The organism is Herbaspirillum sp. NPDC101396, assembly GCF_044767365.1.
In the GTDB taxonomy this organism is placed as follows: domain Bacteria; phylum Pseudomonadota; class Gammaproteobacteria; order Burkholderiales; family Burkholderiaceae_D; genus Herbaspirillum.
The window spans coordinates 343,007-357,928 of sequence record NZ_JBIWNT010000004.1 but is presented as its reverse complement, the minus strand read 5'-3'; the positions used below and the strand labels follow the sequence as shown (position 1 = coordinate 357,928).

The 14,922-nt window shown below is 63.8% G+C and carries 14 protein-coding genes; 7 read left to right on the top strand and 7 right to left on the bottom strand.

Annotated elements, in window-relative coordinates:
* Positions 1-36: 36 nt before the first annotated feature.
* Positions 37-1,224: an ABC transporter substrate-binding protein gene (locus ACIROY_RS15485; protein WP_402279423.1), complete on the bottom strand. Its 1,188-nt coding sequence runs from the start codon at positions 1,222-1,224 to the stop codon at positions 37-39.
* Between the two features lie 255 nt (positions 1,225-1,479).
* Between ACIROY_RS15485 and ACIROY_RS15480 the strand changes: the two genes are divergently transcribed.
* Genes ACIROY_RS15480 through ACIROY_RS15470 form a run of 3 tightly spaced genes read left to right on the top strand, consistent with a single transcriptional unit; the run spans position 1,480 to position 4,493 of the window.
* A complete protein-coding gene (locus ACIROY_RS15480) occupies positions 1,480-2,427 on the top strand; it encodes a polysaccharide deacetylase family protein (RefSeq protein ID WP_402279608.1) in 948 nt (315 codons plus the stop codon).
* A gap of 15 nt (positions 2,428-2,442) precedes the next feature.
* Positions 2,443-3,660, top strand: coding sequence for an amidase (locus tag ACIROY_RS15475; RefSeq protein WP_402279425.1), 1,218 nt, complete (start codon positions 2,443-2,445; stop codon positions 3,658-3,660).
* Positions 3,657-4,493 (top strand): GntR family transcriptional regulator, encoded by an 837-nt coding sequence (locus ACIROY_RS15470; RefSeq protein ID WP_402279427.1) that lies wholly within the window; start codon positions 3,657-3,659, stop codon positions 4,491-4,493. The genes ACIROY_RS15475 and ACIROY_RS15470 overlap by 4 nt, the downstream gene beginning before the upstream one ends.
* 83 nt (positions 4,494-4,576) lie before the next feature.
* Here ACIROY_RS15470 and ACIROY_RS15465 read toward each other — a convergent pair whose 3' ends face one another.
* From ACIROY_RS15465 to ACIROY_RS15455, 3 genes are all read right to left on the bottom strand, one after another.
* The gene (locus ACIROY_RS15465) at positions 4,577-5,593 is read right to left on the bottom strand and encodes an LLM class flavin-dependent oxidoreductase (RefSeq protein ID WP_402279430.1); all 1,017 of its coding nucleotides are present in this window, start codon (positions 5,591-5,593) and stop codon (positions 4,577-4,579) included.
* 55 nt (positions 5,594-5,648) lie between these two features.
* Positions 5,649-6,677: an NADP-dependent oxidoreductase gene (locus ACIROY_RS15460; protein WP_402279432.1), complete on the bottom strand. Its 1,029-nt coding sequence runs from the start codon at positions 6,675-6,677 to the stop codon at positions 5,649-5,651.
* An 85-nt stretch (positions 6,678-6,762) separates the two neighbouring features.
* Positions 6,763-7,362: a TetR/AcrR family transcriptional regulator gene (locus ACIROY_RS15455; protein ID WP_402342312.1), complete on the bottom strand. Its 600-nt coding sequence runs from the start codon at positions 7,360-7,362 to the stop codon at positions 6,763-6,765.
* Positions 7,363-7,530: 168 nt separating this feature from the next.
* On the opposite strand from ACIROY_RS15455, the gene ACIROY_RS15450 reads away from it, so the two are divergent.
* Genes ACIROY_RS15450 through ACIROY_RS15440 form a run of 3 tightly spaced genes read left to right on the top strand, consistent with a single transcriptional unit; the run spans position 7,531 to position 9,923 of the window.
* Complete coding sequence (locus ACIROY_RS15450) at positions 7,531-8,082, top strand: ester cyclase (protein ID WP_402342310.1); 552 nt, start codon at positions 7,531-7,533, stop codon at positions 8,080-8,082.
* 27 nt (positions 8,083-8,109) lie between these two features.
* The gene (locus tag ACIROY_RS15445) at positions 8,110-8,814 is read left to right on the top strand and encodes an SDR family oxidoreductase (protein ID WP_402342308.1); all 705 of its coding nucleotides are present in this window, start codon (positions 8,110-8,112) and stop codon (positions 8,812-8,814) included.
* On the top strand, positions 8,811-9,923 hold the full coding sequence (locus ACIROY_RS15440; RefSeq protein ID WP_402342306.1) for an alkene reductase: 1,113 nt from the start codon (positions 8,811-8,813) through the stop codon (positions 9,921-9,923). The genes ACIROY_RS15445 and ACIROY_RS15440 overlap by 4 nt, the downstream gene beginning before the upstream one ends.
* On the opposite strand, the gene ACIROY_RS15435 is transcribed toward ACIROY_RS15440, so the two are convergent.
* Together ACIROY_RS15435 and ACIROY_RS15430 are read right to left on the bottom strand one after the other, a co-directional pair.
* Positions 9,920-10,825, bottom strand: coding sequence for a LysR substrate-binding domain-containing protein (locus ACIROY_RS15435; protein ID WP_402342304.1), 906 nt, complete (start codon positions 10,823-10,825; stop codon positions 9,920-9,922). The genes ACIROY_RS15440 and ACIROY_RS15435 overlap by 4 nt on opposite strands.
* A gap of 57 nt (positions 10,826-10,882) precedes the next feature.
* Entirely contained in the window at positions 10,883-12,148 is a 1,266-nt protein-coding gene (locus ACIROY_RS15430) for an MFS transporter (RefSeq protein WP_402342302.1), read from the bottom strand.
* 110 nt (positions 12,149-12,258) lie between these two features.
* Between ACIROY_RS15430 and ACIROY_RS15425 the strand changes: the two genes are divergently transcribed.
* Positions 12,259-13,230, top strand: a complete 972-nt coding sequence (locus ACIROY_RS15425; RefSeq protein WP_402342300.1) for a GlxA family transcriptional regulator — start codon at positions 12,259-12,261, stop codon at positions 13,228-13,230.
* 352 nt (positions 13,231-13,582) lie between these two features.
* On the opposite strand, the gene ACIROY_RS15420 is transcribed toward ACIROY_RS15425, so the two are convergent.
* Positions 13,583-14,716 (bottom strand): metallophosphoesterase, encoded by a 1,134-nt coding sequence (locus ACIROY_RS15420; protein ID WP_402279455.1) that lies wholly within the window; start codon positions 14,714-14,716, stop codon positions 13,583-13,585.
* Between the last annotated feature and the right edge of the window lie 206 nt (positions 14,717-14,922).

Here is a 14,922-nt window from a genome sequence, read left to right as displayed (position 1 = left end):
CCGGGCAGGTTCGTCATCCCCGAAACCGAGGACGGCTTACTGTGTCAATCCTACCGGCAGGATGCGGTTGTCGATGAACTGCGCCCACACATAGTCGTCGGATTGCAGCGCGTCGTGCACGGCCGGCGAGAACGGTTTGACATAGGTCTTGATCAGGCCTTCATAGCGATCGATCTTGTAGAAACCTTCGCGGATCGCATCGCCGTTGGTGGAGCCCGCCTTGGCGATCGCCAGCGCAGCCAGCTGCATGCCGTCGTAGGCATTGGCGACGCCGACCGCCGGGGTGATGTCGTCCGGTCCCTTGATGTTCGGATACTTGGCCTTGAGATCCCTGACCACCTTGTCGCCGACCGGCGTCAGCTTGCCGAAGAAGCTGAAGGTCTGGACGAAGTGGACGTTCTTTGCATTCGGTCCGGCCAGTTCAGTGAAGCGTCCGCCGGCCGGGCCCCAGTGCGAAACCACCGGCACCTTCCAGCCCATGCGGTCGAGCGACTTCACCACCTGCGCCGACGGGCCGACGTTGCCGACCAAAAACAGGGTATCGGCGCCGGCTACTTTCAGACGCGTCAGCTGCGGCACGATGTCGACGTCGCTGGCCTCGAACTTCTCGATGCCGGCCGGCTTCATGGATTTCTCGGCCAGCGCGGCGACGATGCCCTTCTCGTTCGATTCGCCCCATGGGTTGTTGACCAGGATCAGGCCGGCCTTGCTGGCCTTGAAGGTCTTCTGCGCGTAGGTCAGCATGGCCTTGTCGACCAGTTCGTCCACTGCCGAGACGCGGAAAGCGTAGTTGGGGTTGGCGCCGTTCTTGGTGACGCCGGTGCCGGCGGCCCAGGGGCCCATGAACGGCACCTTCTCGGCGTTGATGATGGGCACGATGGCCATGGATACCGGCGTATCAAGGCCCCCGAAGATCATCGCCACTTTTTCCTTGAAGATCAGTTCGCGCGCTGCGACCACGCCCTTGGCCGGATTTCCTTCGTCGTCGCGGCGGACCAGCTCCAGCTTGCGGCCGCCGAGCAGGCCGCCCTTGGCATTGATCTCGTCGATGGCGACCGTCAGGCCGCGCGTGATGGCTTCGCCCGATTGCGCCGACTGGCCGGACAGGGCCGTGACCAGGCCGATCTTGATGGGGTCGGCGGCCAGCGCCAGCGGCGACAGGCTGGCTGCGGCCAAGGTCGCCAGGGCGGCGGCGATTGCGGTGCGACGAGTGAAGTGGATCATGTGGCTCTCCCGGATCTGAATTGATGAGTGGTTGGTTTTGCTTTGTTCCCGGCATGACTTATGCAAGGGCTATGCCAACTGCCACAATAAAAAATAGTTTTTGCCGACAATATGTATCTCGTATTAGAAGCAATAAATCACTTTTATTGACGCAAATATAAATTCAATATTGCAATCAATAATGCACGGACAAAGTGCAGAAAGTGGAAAGAGATGAATAAAATGATGCACGCCGCACCATCATCGATCAGCGCCATGCAGCCGGATCAACCTGACCGCCTCGGCGTATTGCCGGTGCACGGTCGCTTCGGCTATTCGGCCATCACGCAGCGTCCGCATTACCGCTGGCCCAACGGCGCCGGCCTGGCGGTGTACCTCGGCTTCAACATCGAGCACTTCGCCTTCGGTGAAGGCCTGGGCGCGCGTCTGGGCCCGGCCGCCGCCGAACCCGACGTGCTCAATTACGCCTGGCGCGAATACGGCAACCGCGTCGGCGCCTGGCGCTGCCTGGAACTGTTCGACAGCCTCGGCCTGCCGGCCGGGGTGCTTGCCAACACGGCGCTCTACGACCATTGCCCGGAGCTGATCGCAGCCTTCGTCGCGCGCGGCGACGAGCTGATCGGCCACGGCCACACCAACGCCCATCAACAGGGCACGCTCGACGAAGCCGCCGAACTGGCGCTGCTGCAATTCTGCCGCGAGCGCATGCAGCAGCACAGCGGGCGGACGCCGACCGGCTGGTTGTCGCCCTGGATTTCGGAAAGCCTGGCTACGCCCGACCTGTTGCTGGAAAGCGGCTACCGCTACAACCTCAACTGGTGCCACGACGACCAGCCCACGCACATGCAGACGCGCAGCGGCAAGACGCTGTGGTCGATCCCCTATCCGCAGGAGGTCAACGACATCCCGATGATCGTGGCGCGCCAGATGGACGGCAAGGATTTCGCCCAGCTCATCGTCGACAACTTCGACGAAATGCTCGAGCAGTCGCGCCGCCAGCCGCTGGTGATGGGCATCGCGCTGCATCCTTACCTGGTCGGCCAGCCCTACCGTCTGCGCCACCTGCGCCGCGCACTGGAACACATCGCCGCCGCGCGCGACCGCAGCGAGGTCTGGTTCACCACGCCGGGCGCGATCTGCGACCACGTCGACGGACTGGAAGTGCTGAAGTCGCAACCGGCGGTTGCGCTGGCGCAGGGGTGACGCATGAACGTCCACATGAACGCTCAGACCAGGAACGATGCATCGCACGACAACTATGCAGGCGCCTGGGTGCCGCACGGCCGCTTCGTGGTCTCCGGCGCCGCCGAGGGCGAACTGCGCGGCCTGCGCTTCGCGGCCAAGGACGTGTTCGACGTCGCCGGCCATCCCACCGGCGCGGGCAATCCGGTCTGGCTGGCCACGCATGCGCTGCCGCAGAAAACCAGCCCGCTCATCACGACGCTGCTGGCCGCCGGCGCCACGCTGGTCGGCAAGACCGTCACTGATGAACTGGCCTACAGCATCCACGGCGACAACATCCACTACGGCACCCCGCTCAATACGCGCGCGCCGGACCGGGTGCCGGGCGGTTCTTCCAGCGGTTCGGTGGCGGCGGTCGCGGCCGGCCTGTGCGACTTCGCGCTGGGCACCGACACCGGCGGCTCGACCCGCGTGCCGGCCAGCTATTGCGGCGTGTGGGGCTTGCGCACTACGCACGGCCTGCTGCCGCGCGAGGCGATGGTGCCGCTGCAGCCGGCGTTCGATACCGCGACCTGGTTCGCGCAAGATGCAGAGGTGTTCGAGCGCGTCGGCCGCGTTCTATTGCCTCGACAGGCAAAACACAGTTTCAGGCGCGCGCTGCTGCTCACCGACGTGCTGGCGCAGGCCGATACCGTATTCCATGAGCGGGTCGAGCAGGTCTTCATGGCGTTCGACGGCGCGCGCACGCGCCATACGCTGGCGGCTCCCGGCATGCTGGAAGAATGGCGGCGCACCTATGTCACCGCGTCCGCTTACGACGGCTGGCAAGTCCACGGCGCGTGGATCGCAGCCAATCGGCCCGACTTCAGCCCTGCGGTGGCGGCGCGCTGGCAGTTCGCCGCCGACGTCAATACGCATGACGCCGCCATGGCGGTGCAACGCCAGGACACCATCCGCAAGCAGGTATCCGACTTGCTGGGTGAAGACGGCGTGGCGATCATTCCGTCGGCGGCAAGCGTGGCGCCGCTGCTCAGCGCGAGTGGCGCCGAGGTCGACGAGGTGCGCACGCGCAGCTTCCGCATCACGTGCATCGCCGGACTGGCCGGTTTGCCGCAGGTCAGCCTGCCGTTTTCTACAGACGCGGGCCTGCCGATCGGCGTATCATTGCTGGGCCCGGCCGGCAGCGACCTGGCGCTGATACGGCTGGCGACGGCCTTGTGGAATCAATTGCAGGAAATTCGCAGAACACGATGAACGATATGCCTCTCCGCAGCACCGCAAAGAAAGCCGGCAAGCCGGCGCTCAAGTCCCTTAAGGCAGCAGCGGCCGCACCGACCGCAGCAGCACGCACCGGCCGTCCCAAGGTCCGTCACGACGCGCTGGCCGACGCCTCCGTCGATGCCGCACATGCGGACGATGGCGACGACATCATCCAGCGCATTTACCAAAGCGTCTTCACCAGCGTCATGAGCCAGCGCCTGACGCCCGGCACCAAGCTGCCCGAAGCCGCCTTGTGCGAACTGTTCGGCGTCGGTCGTACGGTGGTGCAGAAGGCGCTGCAAAAGCTGGCGCATGAGCATATCGTCGAACTGCGCCCGAACCGCGGCGCCATCGTCGCCATGCCGACGCCGGAAGAAACCCGCGAGATTTTCGAAGCGCGCCGTTCACTGGAGTCCGCTGTGCTGGCGCTGGCCGTGAAGAACGCCACCAAGGCCGACCTCGCCAAACTGCGCCGCCAGCTCAAGGAAGAACATGCAGCCATGCACAATTACGCCCAGACCGACTGGGCGCGGCTGGCCTCGGCGTTCCACCTGCGCGTGGCGGAGCTGTGCCGCAATCCCATCCTGCAACGCTACCTGAGCGAACTGGTGTCGCGCTGCTCCCTGATCGTCGCCCTGCACGAACCGTCCGGCTACGCCGCCTGCGAACACGACGAACACACCAGCATCGTCGACTTCATCGAAAAAGGCGACGCCGCCGGCGCCATCGCGGCCATGGAAGAACACTTGCTGGTGCTGGAGCAACGCATCCAGCTGGTCAGCGAAAAGTCGGCCAATAGTTTAGCGCGCATGCTCGGGATGGAATGAAGATCCATCATTGAATGAAAAAAGGCCGGGCCATTTTCATGGTCCCGGCCTTCGTGTCTCCTGCCTTCAACTTCCCTGCTACGTCAAAACTCCAGCGTCGGCACCTTCGGCGTCAACGCCTCGCGCGCCTCAGCCACGATCTCGAACGACCGCAAACGCGCTGCATGGTCGTAGATCTGCGCGGTGATCATCAATTCATCGGCGCCGGTGTCGTCGATGAAGTTCTGCAAGCCGGCGCGCACGGTCTCGGGCGAACCGACGATGGCGCAGGACAACGAACGCTCGACGTGGGACTTCTCTTCCGGACGCCAGTAGTCTTCCATGCTCTCGCGCGGTGGATTTAGCTGGCCCGGCACGCCGCGCACCAGGTTGACAAATTGCTGCTGCAGGGACGTGAACAGCCGCTCGCCTTCACGGTCGGTCTCGGCGGCGAACACGTTCAGGCCGAGCATCACGTGCGGACGCTTCAAGGCGTCTGACGGCTTGAAGCGGGAACGATAAATTTCGACGGCCGACTTCATGAAACCCGGCGCGAAGTGCGAGGCGAACGCAAACGGCAAACCCATTTCCGCCGCCAGCTGTGCGCTGAACATGCTGGAGCCGAGCAGCCACAGCGGTACGTTCAGGCCGTAGCCCGGCACGGCGCGCACCGACTGGTACGGCGAGGCTTCCTTGAAATATTCCTGCAGCTCGACCACGTCCTGCGGGAAGGTATCGGCGCTGTCGCCGAGGTGGCGGCGCAAGGCGCGTGCGGTGCGCTGGTCGGAACCGGGCGCACGGCCAAGGCCGAGGTCGATGCGGCCGGGATAGAGCGACTCCAGCGTGCCGAACTGCTCGGCGATCACCAGCGGCGAATGGTTCGGCAGCATGATGCCGCCCGCGCCGACGCGGATGGTCTTGGTATTGGCGGCGATGTGTGAAATCACCACCGACGTGGCGGCGCTGGCGATGCCGGTCATGTTGTGATGTTCGGCCAGCCAGTAGCGGTTGTAGCCGAGCGCTTCAGCCTTCTGCGCCAGCTCCTTGCTGTTGTGGAAGGCCTGGGCGGCGGTGCTGCCCTGGTTGATCGGCGACAGGTCGAGTACGGAAAACGGAATCATGGTGGTCCTTGCTGACTCCCGTAATGGGCGTCTGAAAATAGTTACGCGATTTGCACTAGGCGATCTGAACAACCAGCTTGCCGAAGTTCTTGCCTTCGAGCAGGCCCATGAAGGCTTGCGGCGCGTTCTCCAATCCCTGCACCACGTCTTCGCGGTACTTGATCTTGCCGGCGGCAACCCAGGCGCTCATGTCCTTGAAGAACTCGGCGAAATAGCCGGCGCGCTGGTAGTAATCGAAAATGATGAAGCCCTGCATGCGGATGCGTTTGGTCAGCAGGTTGCGCGGCAGCGTGCCCAACAGGGCCGCGTTCGGGGCAACGCCGCTGTATTGCGCGATCAGGCCGCACAGCGGCACGCGCGCATGCACGTTGAGCAGCGGCAGAACGGCTTCGAAGACCTTGCCGCCGACGTTTTCAAAGTACACGTCGATGCCCTTGGGACAGGCGTCTTTCAATTGTTGCGGCAGGTCGTCGCCGCGATGATCGATGCAGGCGTCGAAGCCCAGTTCTTCCACGGCGTAGCGGCACTTCTCGGCGCCGCCGGCGATGCCGACCACGCGACAACCTTTCAGTTTGGCGATCTGGCCGACCACCGAGCCGACCGCGCCGGTGGCGGCGGCGACCACCACGGTCTCGCCCTCCTTCGGCTGGCCGATGTCGAGCAGGCCGGCATAGGCGGTGAAGCCCGGCATGCCGAACAGGCCGAGCGCATATGACGGACGCGGCATGTTCTTGTCCAGCTTGGTGGCGCCTGTGCCGTCCGAGAGGGCATAGTCCTGCCAGCCGGTGTAGGCCATGACGAGATCGCCTTCCTGGTAGTCGGGATGCTGCGACGCCACCACGCGCGAGACGGTGCCGCCGGTCATGACGGCGTCGATTTCAACGTGCGGCGCATAGGACGGCGCGTCGCTCATGCGGCCGCGCATGTAGGGATCCAGCGAAAGATAATCGGCGCGCAGCAGGAACTGGCCCGGCCCCGGCGTCGGCACGGCGGTTTCTTCCAGGCGGAAATGTTCCGGCGCGGGCGAGCCGGTCGGGCGCGACGCCAGCACGATGCGGCGATTGACGGTAGCGGATTGGGACATGGTTTTCCTTTGAAGGAGAGGCCGCCTGCCGGGTGGCATGCGGCGAAAGAATTGAATTTTTCAGCGCAGTGAAATCAGTGCGCAATCAGGGCGCCACCAGCACGCGCCGGGTGACATCCATGGCGCTCTCCAGCGCCTCGCGGTCGCGGCTGAGTTTGCTGAGCAGGCTTGCGCCCAGCCACATCTGGTACAGCATCTGCGCGGTGCGGTAAGGCTCCAGCACGGTGTGCAGCGAACCTTCGGCCACGCCCGTGCGGATGACGTCGGCAATGCGCGCGATGAAGGCTTCGGTGCCGCTGTGCAATGCCACGCGCATGTCGTCGGACAGGTCGGCCACTTCAGCGCTGAGCTTGACCACCAGGCATTTGTGCTCGGCGATTTCGCAGCATTGCGTCTCCAGCCAGTAGCCCCAGTAGGTCAAAAGACGCTCGCGTGCGGTCGAGTTCGCGTTGCCGTCCGCGTCGAATGTCTTGTCCAGCGTCAGCAGGTACTCGTCGACGTATTGCTCGATCAGCTCGCGGCCGTACCGCTCCTTCGAACCGAAGTAGTGATAGAACGAGCCCTTGGGAATGTCGGCGGCGCTCAGCAACTCGTTGAGACCCACGCCGGTGAAGCCCTTCTGGGCGATCAGGCGGCGGCCTGCCTGCAGGATGCTGAGTTTGGTGTCGGCGTAGGTATCTCTCATGCAGGCTATTTTACCGAAAAATTAGACCAGTCGTCTAAAGCCTGCCAAAACCGGGATTTCTGCCCATTTTCAAAAATATCAAGAAGATGATTCAAGCGCGGGACGCATTCCCAGAACAAGCCCCCCGGCCGACAATGCAATCACTTTATCGACACCGGGAGAACCCTCATGCACAACAAGAAATGGCAATCTGCGCTGACGCTGGCGCTGGCCGCCGGCGGCTTCGGCGGCATCAGTAGCGGCGCAACGGCCGAAGCATCACTGCCTGCACCGCAACACGTCGCCATCGATACGTCGCCGGCCAGTACCGACACCGACGCGCGGGTGCTGGCGGCGCGTCGCTACGCGGCGTTCTGGAATACCGGCGACGCGCAATTTGCACGCCAGGCGCTGAGCCCGGCCTTCGTCGACCGCACCCTGCCTGCCGGACGTCCGCAAGGCGTCAACGGTCCTTTGCAGGCGTCGGAAGGTTTCCGAAAAGCCGTACCCGACCTCAGCGCGGAAGTGCAGGACATGACGGTGGCCGGCGATCGCGTCGCGGTGCATTTGCGTTTTCGCGGCCACTTCACCGGTGTGTTCGGCCAACTGCAAGGCAAGGGCCAGGCCATCGATTTCCAGGCGCATGACTTGTACCGGATCCAGGACGGCCGCATCGCCGAGAACTGGCATCTGGAAGACAACCTGACGCTGATGCAGCAACTCGGCGCCATCCCGCAGTAATTTCATTCCACCATCCGAAAGAACATCATGTCCGACACCACACTGCAACAACAGCAAGTCGTCGTCATCGGCGGCACCTCCGGCATCGGCCGCGCCGTCGCGCAAGAAGCGGCAGCGCGCGGCGCCGTCGTCACCGTGATCGGCCGTTCGGCCAAGGCCGGCGACAACATCCGCGCTGCCGTGGCCGACGTCACCGATAGCACTGCACTCACGCAAGCATTCGCCGCCATCGGCAAGATCGACCATCTGATCCTGACCGCCGGTGCACGCGTCGGCTCACCCAAGCTGACCGAGCTCACCCGCGACGAACTGGAACTGGCCTTCAACGTCAAGCTGTTCGGCTCGCTGTTCGCGATCCAGGCGGCGCTGCCGTATCTGTCGCCGAACGCCTCCGTCACACTGACCTCGGGCCTGCTGTCGCGCAAGTTCGGTCCCGGCAGCCTGCTCAAGAGCGGCCTCAATGCGGCCGTCGACGCGACCGCGAAAAGTCTCGCCAGGGAATTGGCGCCGCGCCGTGTCAACGTGGTCAGTCCGGGCGTGGTCGATACCGAATTGTGGGGCGAAGCAGGCGCCGAATCGCGCGTGGCCGCCATGGCGCGTATCGGCAAGGGCTTGCCGGTCGGCCGCGTGGGTACACCGCAGGATATGGCACAGGCTTATATGTTTGCAATGGAAAACGGCTTCGTCAGCGGCGCCGTGATTGATGTCGAAGGTGGAGGATTAGTATCATGAGCAATCACGCACTCCTGAAAGACTCGGCCCTGTTCACGCCCCTGCAGCTGGGATCGGTCGCTTTGTCGAACCGCATTGTGATGGCGCCGATGACACGCGCACGCTCCTCGCAGCCGGGCAACATCCCCAACCAGATGATGGCCGACTATTACGCGCAGCGCGCCGCAGCCGGCCTGATCGTGACTGAGGCGACACAGATATCGAAACAGAGCCAGGGCTATTCGTTTACGCCCGGCATCCATACACAGGAACAGATCGACGGCTGGAAGCTGGTCACCAATGCCGTGCACAAAACCGGCGGACGCATCTTCGTGCAGCTGTGGCATGTCGGCCGGGTATCACATCCGGTGTTCCATGACGGCGCTGCGCCGGTGGCGCCATCGGCAATCCAGCCGCGCGGCACGCAAGTGTGGATCGTGGGTGACGACGGCGTCGGCCGCATGGTCGATACGCCCATGCCGCGCGCACTGACGGTGGACGAAATCGGCGGCATCGTCGGCGACTTCCGCCAGGCTGCAGCCAATGCGATGGCGGCCGGTTTCGACGGCATCGAACTGCACGGCGGCAACGGCTACCTGATCGATCAGTTCCTGCGCACCGTGTCCAATCATCGCACTGATCAGTACGGCGGCAGCGTTGACAACCGCGTGCGCTTCCTGCGCGAAGTGGTGGCGGCGGTGTCGGAGGAAATCGGCGCGCACCGCGTCGGCGTGCGTCTCGCTCCGTACATCACATTCAAGGACATGGCCGATCCGGCAATCGTCGATACGATTTTGCATGCCGCCGCCGAACTGGAAAAACAGAACGTCGCCTACATCCACTTGTCGGAAGCCGACTGGGACGATGCGCCGACGATTCCGGAAGACTTCCGCCATCGGCTGCGCGCCGCCTACTCGGGCCGCATCATCGTGGCCGGACGCTACGACAAGGAACGTGCGGGGAAAATTCTGTCCGATGGACTGGCCGACCTGGTGGCCTTCGGCCGACCGTTTGTCGCCAATCCGGACTTGCCGAAGCGCTTGCAAGAGAATCTGGCGCTGGCTGATCTCGACGGCGCCTCGCTGTTCGGCGGCGACCGGCGCGGGTATACCGATTATTCGCCGGCTTAGAGTCCGAGACCCAGCTCGTCGAGTTCTGTCGCCGCCGTGGCGAAGCGCTCCTGCAGGAAATCCAGCAGCAGCTTGACGCGCGGCGGCTGGTGCTGGTTGCGGTGATACAGGGCATGCAGCGGCGCCGGCGCCGACAGCTTGTCGCGCAAGACGATGCGCAGGCGATCCGCCCGCACGTCGGCGACGATGTCGAGCGCCGACTTGTACGCGTAGCCGCGTCCCTGCACCGCCCACTTGCGCAGGATCTCGCCGTCGTTGGTTTCATGATAGTGCTCGAGCTGGATGGTCTCGACGCGCTTGCCGCTCTGGAACTGCCAGACGTTCATCGGCCCGGCCGAGGTCGTCAGCACCAGCGCAGGTCGCTGTGCAAGTTGCGACAATTCCTGCAACGGACCGAAATGGTCGTCGCAGCCCGGCGCCACGCAGATCACGCGGCGATTCGGCACCAGCGTGCGCGCCACCATGCTGCTGTCGACCAGCTTGCCGTAGCGGATGGCGACGTCGACATCGTCGAGCACCAGGTTGGCGTGCGAATCGGTCAGCGCCAGCACGAAACGCACGTCGGGATACTGTTGTGAAAATTCCAGCAGGTAATCCTGCAGCAGATTGCGGCCCAGATCGGATGGAGCCGAGATGCGCACCGTGCCTTGCACCAGTTTCTTGCCGGCCTGCAGCTGATGCTCGGCTTCGGTGATGGCGTCGATGGCTTGCTGGCAGTAATACTGGTACAGCCGCCCTTCTTCCGTGAGCCGCAACTGGCGCGTGGTGCGCTCGAACAGCTTGACGCCGAGCGACTGCTCCAGCCTTTGCATGGCCGCGCTGGAAGCCGCCGGCGACAGTCCCGCCTTGCGCCCGGCGGCGGAAAAGCTGCCGGCGGAAGCGGCGCTCAAGAACAGACGCATGTCGCTCAGACGATCCATGGCGCAAGAAAGTAGTGGCTGAAACCGCCGATTATTACATCAACCGGCACGATTCCGATGCAACGGCTTCAGGAAAATCGGCCACGCGATCAAAGCGCCGGCGGCGCCCGCCAGCCACACGGCCGGCCACGATTGCCACGCCAGCAAGGCCGGCACCGCCTGCGCCGCCAGGAAGAACACCAGGAACACGCAGGTATTGCCCAGTCCCAGCGCCGTGCCGACCTGGCGTGGCCCGGCCAGCGTCGCCAGCTCGGTGTAGGCCACGCCATGCCAGGCCGACGCGCACACACCGCCCGCCACCAACAGCAGCGCGATCGCCGCCAGCACCCACTGCGGCCACACGGCAGGAGCCAGTGCGGCCGCCGTACCGAGCGCGATGTACAACGCCACGCTGAGCGCGCTGCAGGCACGCAGATAGCGACGGCGATTGCCATGGCGGTCAGTCCAGCGACCGCTCCACACGCGCATCACCGCCGCGCCGATCTGGATCGCCGCCATGGTCGCACTGATCAGTCCCAATCCCGCGTGACCGATGTCGTGCAGGAAGATGGTGGCGAAGGTCAGCACCGACACTTGCGGAAAACACAGGATGCCGATCGCCATCGCCACGCGCCAGACTTCGATGTTGCGCAGGGCGCTGCGATCCGGCGGTGCAGCGGTCACGGATGACGGCGTCGCCGGTGGCTCATGCAGCCACAGCCACGCCATTCCTGCGCTGAGCAGGCAGAACAATGCCAGCAAGCCATACACGGCGGCGAAACCATACGCCGCAGCGAGCGACGGCAGTACCAGCGCGCCGACGCCGCCGCCGACCGGCACCGCGGTCTGACGGATGCTCATCGCCAGGCCGCGTTCGCCTTCACGGAACCAGCCCATCACCGCGCGGCCGCTGGAACCATTGACGCTGCCGCCGAGCAGGCCGACCGTCAGCAAGCCCAGCGCCAGCAGCCACAGCGGTGGAATGCCGGCGCCGCCGGGCGCGACGCAGGCGGCCATCACCGCCAGCGCCAGCGCGGTCGAAATCAATCCGCACAACAGCACGCGCCGGTCGCCCCAGCGATCGGTCAACACGCCCCACGGCAATTCGCTCACGGCCACGCCCAATCCGAGCGAGCCCAGCGCCAAGCCGAGTTGGGTATTGTCGAGCCGGTAATCGGCGCGCATGAAAATCGCCGTCACCGGAATGCCGGCAAAGGCCGCTGAAAAGCTGGCGTTGGCGAGCACGCCGATACCGAGGATTTTCCAGCGATGGCTGTCCTTGCGCAGGACGGGCGCGCCCGCGTCCGGTTGTGTTGCAGGGTTCATGAAGCGACTCCAAGGTAATTTGACAGCCTCAGTGTGCCGTGCCACCATGCGTCCAAAATGACATAAAAACCTCCTTTTTGGACAACCTGCTTGTTGGACGCACCTCTCTCATGCGCAAAATTGGATTCCTGCTGTTCCTCGATTGCAGCCTGCTCGACTTCACCGGTCCGCTGACCGCCTTCGACGTCGCCAACCGTCTCCATGAAGGTGACGGCAAAAGCAGGCCGTACCAATTGCGCGTGATGTCGGAGCAAGGCGGCATGCTGGAAAGCGCGTCCGGCACGGCAGTCGTCACGCATCCGCTGGATCGCGCCGCCTTCGACACGCTGATCGTGGCCGGCGGCGCCGGACCGCGCGAGGGCGTGCTGTCGGAGACTTTGCTGGAATACACGCGCCATGCAGCAGGCAAGGCGCGCCGCGTGGCCAGCGTCTGCACCGGCGCCTTCGTGCTGGCGGCGGCCGGCCTGCTGGAGGGAAAGCGCGCCACCACGCACTGGCGCATGGCGACGCGCTTGCAGCGCATGCATCCGTCGGTGCAAGTCGACAGCGACAAGATCTTCATCAAGGACGGCGACGTCTGGACCTCCGCCGGCATCTCGGCCGGCATCGACCTCGCGCTGGCGCTGATCGAAGAAGACCTCGGGGTGGAATTGGCGCGCGCGGTGGCAAGGGAACTGGTGGTGTATCACCGCCGTCCGGGCGGCCAGTCGCAGTTTTCCAATCTGCTGGAAATGGACCCGCCCTCGGGAAGAATCCGCGAGACCTTGAGCTATGCGCGTAACCATCTGCACGAGTCGCTGACGGCGGAACGTCTGGCCGAAATAGCCTGCCTGAGCCGCCGCCAGTTCGACCGCGCCTTCAGCGCCGAGACCGGCCAGACACCCGCCAAGGCCATCGAAAAACTGCGCGCCGAAGCCGCGCGGCCAAGGGTGGAAGCTGGAGAAGAATCGCTGGAAAGCATCGCCAGAGCAGTAGGCTTCGACGACCCGGAACGCATGCGGCGCGCGTTCCTGCGCGTGTTCGGCTATCCGCCGCAGGCGATCAGGCGCGCGCAAAAAAGGCAGGAGGCTCTGTATCTTTGAAGTAAAAGAAACGCGAAAAGCCAGAGGGCAACTATCACGATGCCGAAGGCGAGCCACCCAGGCAATGCGAAGCGAGCCGAAAAAGGAATTCCGCTTATGAGTCGCCGTTGGCGACGTGCTCAAATCGGAAAAAGAAGGGAAACTTGTCTGAGCGCAGCGAGTTTGTTTCCCTTCCCGATTTGAGCGCGGCGCCAACGGGCACCCCGCAAAGCGGGGCGGCGAATCGCGGTCGCCTTCTTTTGCTTACTTTTCTTGGCGAGACAAGAAAAGTGAGCGGCTGCCGGGCCGCCCCCGGCAACCCCGGTAGTCCGAAGAAAAAACAGCTTCAGTTACGAAAAAACGGACAAGGCACTCACGCCCGAACCAACCTCAACCGAGTAATCTCCGAAGGCGCCAACAAGCGCTTGGGCGGCCCCCAATATCCAGTCCCACGACTGGTATAAACCCACAAATTCCGCAACCGGTTCAACCCCGCAACATAAGGCTGCTGCAACGGCACAAAGAAATTCCACGGAAAGAACTGCCCCCCGTGCGTATGCCCCGACAACTGCAAATCAAACCCCGCATCCGCCGCCGCAGCAGCCGACCGCGGCTGATGCGCCAACAACACCTTGGCAGCACTCACCGGCGCATTGCGAATTGCTGCGTGCGGATCACTACGCTGGCTCTCATCGAAATGATGCGCGGTGAAATCGGTGACCCCCGCCAGCACCAGCGGTGAACCGCCATGATCGAGCACCACGTGTTCGTTCAACAGCACGGTCAAACCGAGTCGGCGCACTTCCGCAATCCAGGCCGGCGCGTTGGAATAATACTCATGATTGCCGGTGACGAAATAAGCGCCGTGACGTGCACGCAATTGCGCCAGCGGCGCAGTGTGTTCTGAGAGTTGCTGCACACTGCCGTCGACCAGGTCGCCGGTGATCGCCACCAGGTCCGCCTTGAGTTCATTGACCTTGTCGACGATGGCGCGCAGGTAGCGCTTCTTGATCGTGGGACCGACGTGGATGTCGCTGATCTGCACGATGGTGAAACCCTGCAACGCGTGCGGCAGGTCGGCGATCGGCACATCGATGTTGACCACTTCGGCCAGCCGCCGTGCGTTCATGTAACCCACCACGGTCAGCAGCAAGGCGCAACCGATCACGGCGCGCGCCGAGCTTTCGATAATCTCGGGCGTGACGACGTGCAGCAGGGACAACACCAGCAAGGCCAGCTCGCGCACGATGGTCAGCAGCAACAGGGAAGAGAACAGGCCCATGACCAGCATGCCGACCCAGGCCAGCCGGTCCGACAGCGGTTGCTGCTTGATCCCCCGCGCCAGCAGGCCGGCCGGGATCAGCACAAACGACAGCACCAGCAACAGCGCGCCGACGCCCTGCCAGGCCGCATCAATGCCGAGCGCCGGCAACAGGCGCCAACCTATCAGAGCATGCAGCGCGCCCATGACGGAGAGGACGAATACGATGGTGAAACGTGACGGCATGGGGCCTCGCAAAGGGAGATGTGTTGGCGTGCATGTTGGTATGCATGCGGTGTTTTCAATGGCGGTTTTTACGTAGCTGACGGCAGGCTGAATGACTGCAACTCAGTTGTCGGCATGAATGCTGACCGGATTGTCATCGTTTTACCGCGCAATGCAAAGCAGTAAAAAATATTTTCACCAGTGCACAATATTCCGCTCGCCCGTAC

What these genes read in the sequence shown, in the direction of transcription:
- ACIROY_RS15485 (WP_402279423.1), bottom strand. Translation starts at nt 1,224, where the DNA reads ATGATCCACTTCACTCGTCGCACCGCAATCGCCGCCGCCCTGGCGACC.
- ACIROY_RS15480 (WP_402279608.1), top strand. Translation starts at nt 1,480, where the DNA reads ATGCAGCCGGATCAACCTGACCGCCTCGGCGTATTGCCGGTGCACGGT.
- ACIROY_RS15475 (WP_402279425.1), top strand. Translation starts at nt 2,443, where the DNA reads ATGAACGCTCAGACCAGGAACGATGCATCGCACGACAACTATGCAGGC.
- ACIROY_RS15470 (WP_402279427.1), top strand. Translation starts at nt 3,657, where the DNA reads ATGAACGATATGCCTCTCCGCAGCACCGCAAAGAAAGCCGGCAAGCCG.
- ACIROY_RS15465 (WP_402279430.1), bottom strand. Translation starts at nt 5,593, where the DNA reads ATGATTCCGTTTTCCGTACTCGACCTGTCGCCGATCAACCAGGGCAGC.
- ACIROY_RS15460 (WP_402279432.1), bottom strand. Translation starts at nt 6,677, where the DNA reads ATGTCCCAATCCGCTACCGTCAATCGCCGCATCGTGCTGGCGTCGCGC.
- ACIROY_RS15455 (WP_402342312.1), bottom strand. Translation starts at nt 7,362, where the DNA reads ATGAGAGATACCTACGCCGACACCAAACTCAGCATCCTGCAGGCAGGC.
- ACIROY_RS15450 (WP_402342310.1), top strand. Translation starts at nt 7,531, where the DNA reads ATGCACAACAAGAAATGGCAATCTGCGCTGACGCTGGCGCTGGCCGCC.
- ACIROY_RS15445 (WP_402342308.1), top strand. Translation starts at nt 8,110, where the DNA reads ATGTCCGACACCACACTGCAACAACAGCAAGTCGTCGTCATCGGCGGC.
- ACIROY_RS15440 (WP_402342306.1), top strand. Translation starts at nt 8,811, where the DNA reads ATGAGCAATCACGCACTCCTGAAAGACTCGGCCCTGTTCACGCCCCTG.
- ACIROY_RS15435 (WP_402342304.1), bottom strand. Translation starts at nt 10,825, where the DNA reads ATGCGTCTGTTCTTGAGCGCCGCTTCCGCCGGCAGCTTTTCCGCCGCC.
- ACIROY_RS15430 (WP_402342302.1), bottom strand. Translation starts at nt 12,148, where the DNA reads ATGAACCCTGCAACACAACCGGACGCGGGCGCGCCCGTCCTGCGCAAG.
- ACIROY_RS15425 (WP_402342300.1), top strand. Translation starts at nt 12,259, where the DNA reads ATGCGCAAAATTGGATTCCTGCTGTTCCTCGATTGCAGCCTGCTCGAC.
- ACIROY_RS15420 (WP_402279455.1), bottom strand. Translation starts at nt 14,716, where the DNA reads ATGCCGTCACGTTTCACCATCGTATTCGTCCTCTCCGTCATGGGCGCG.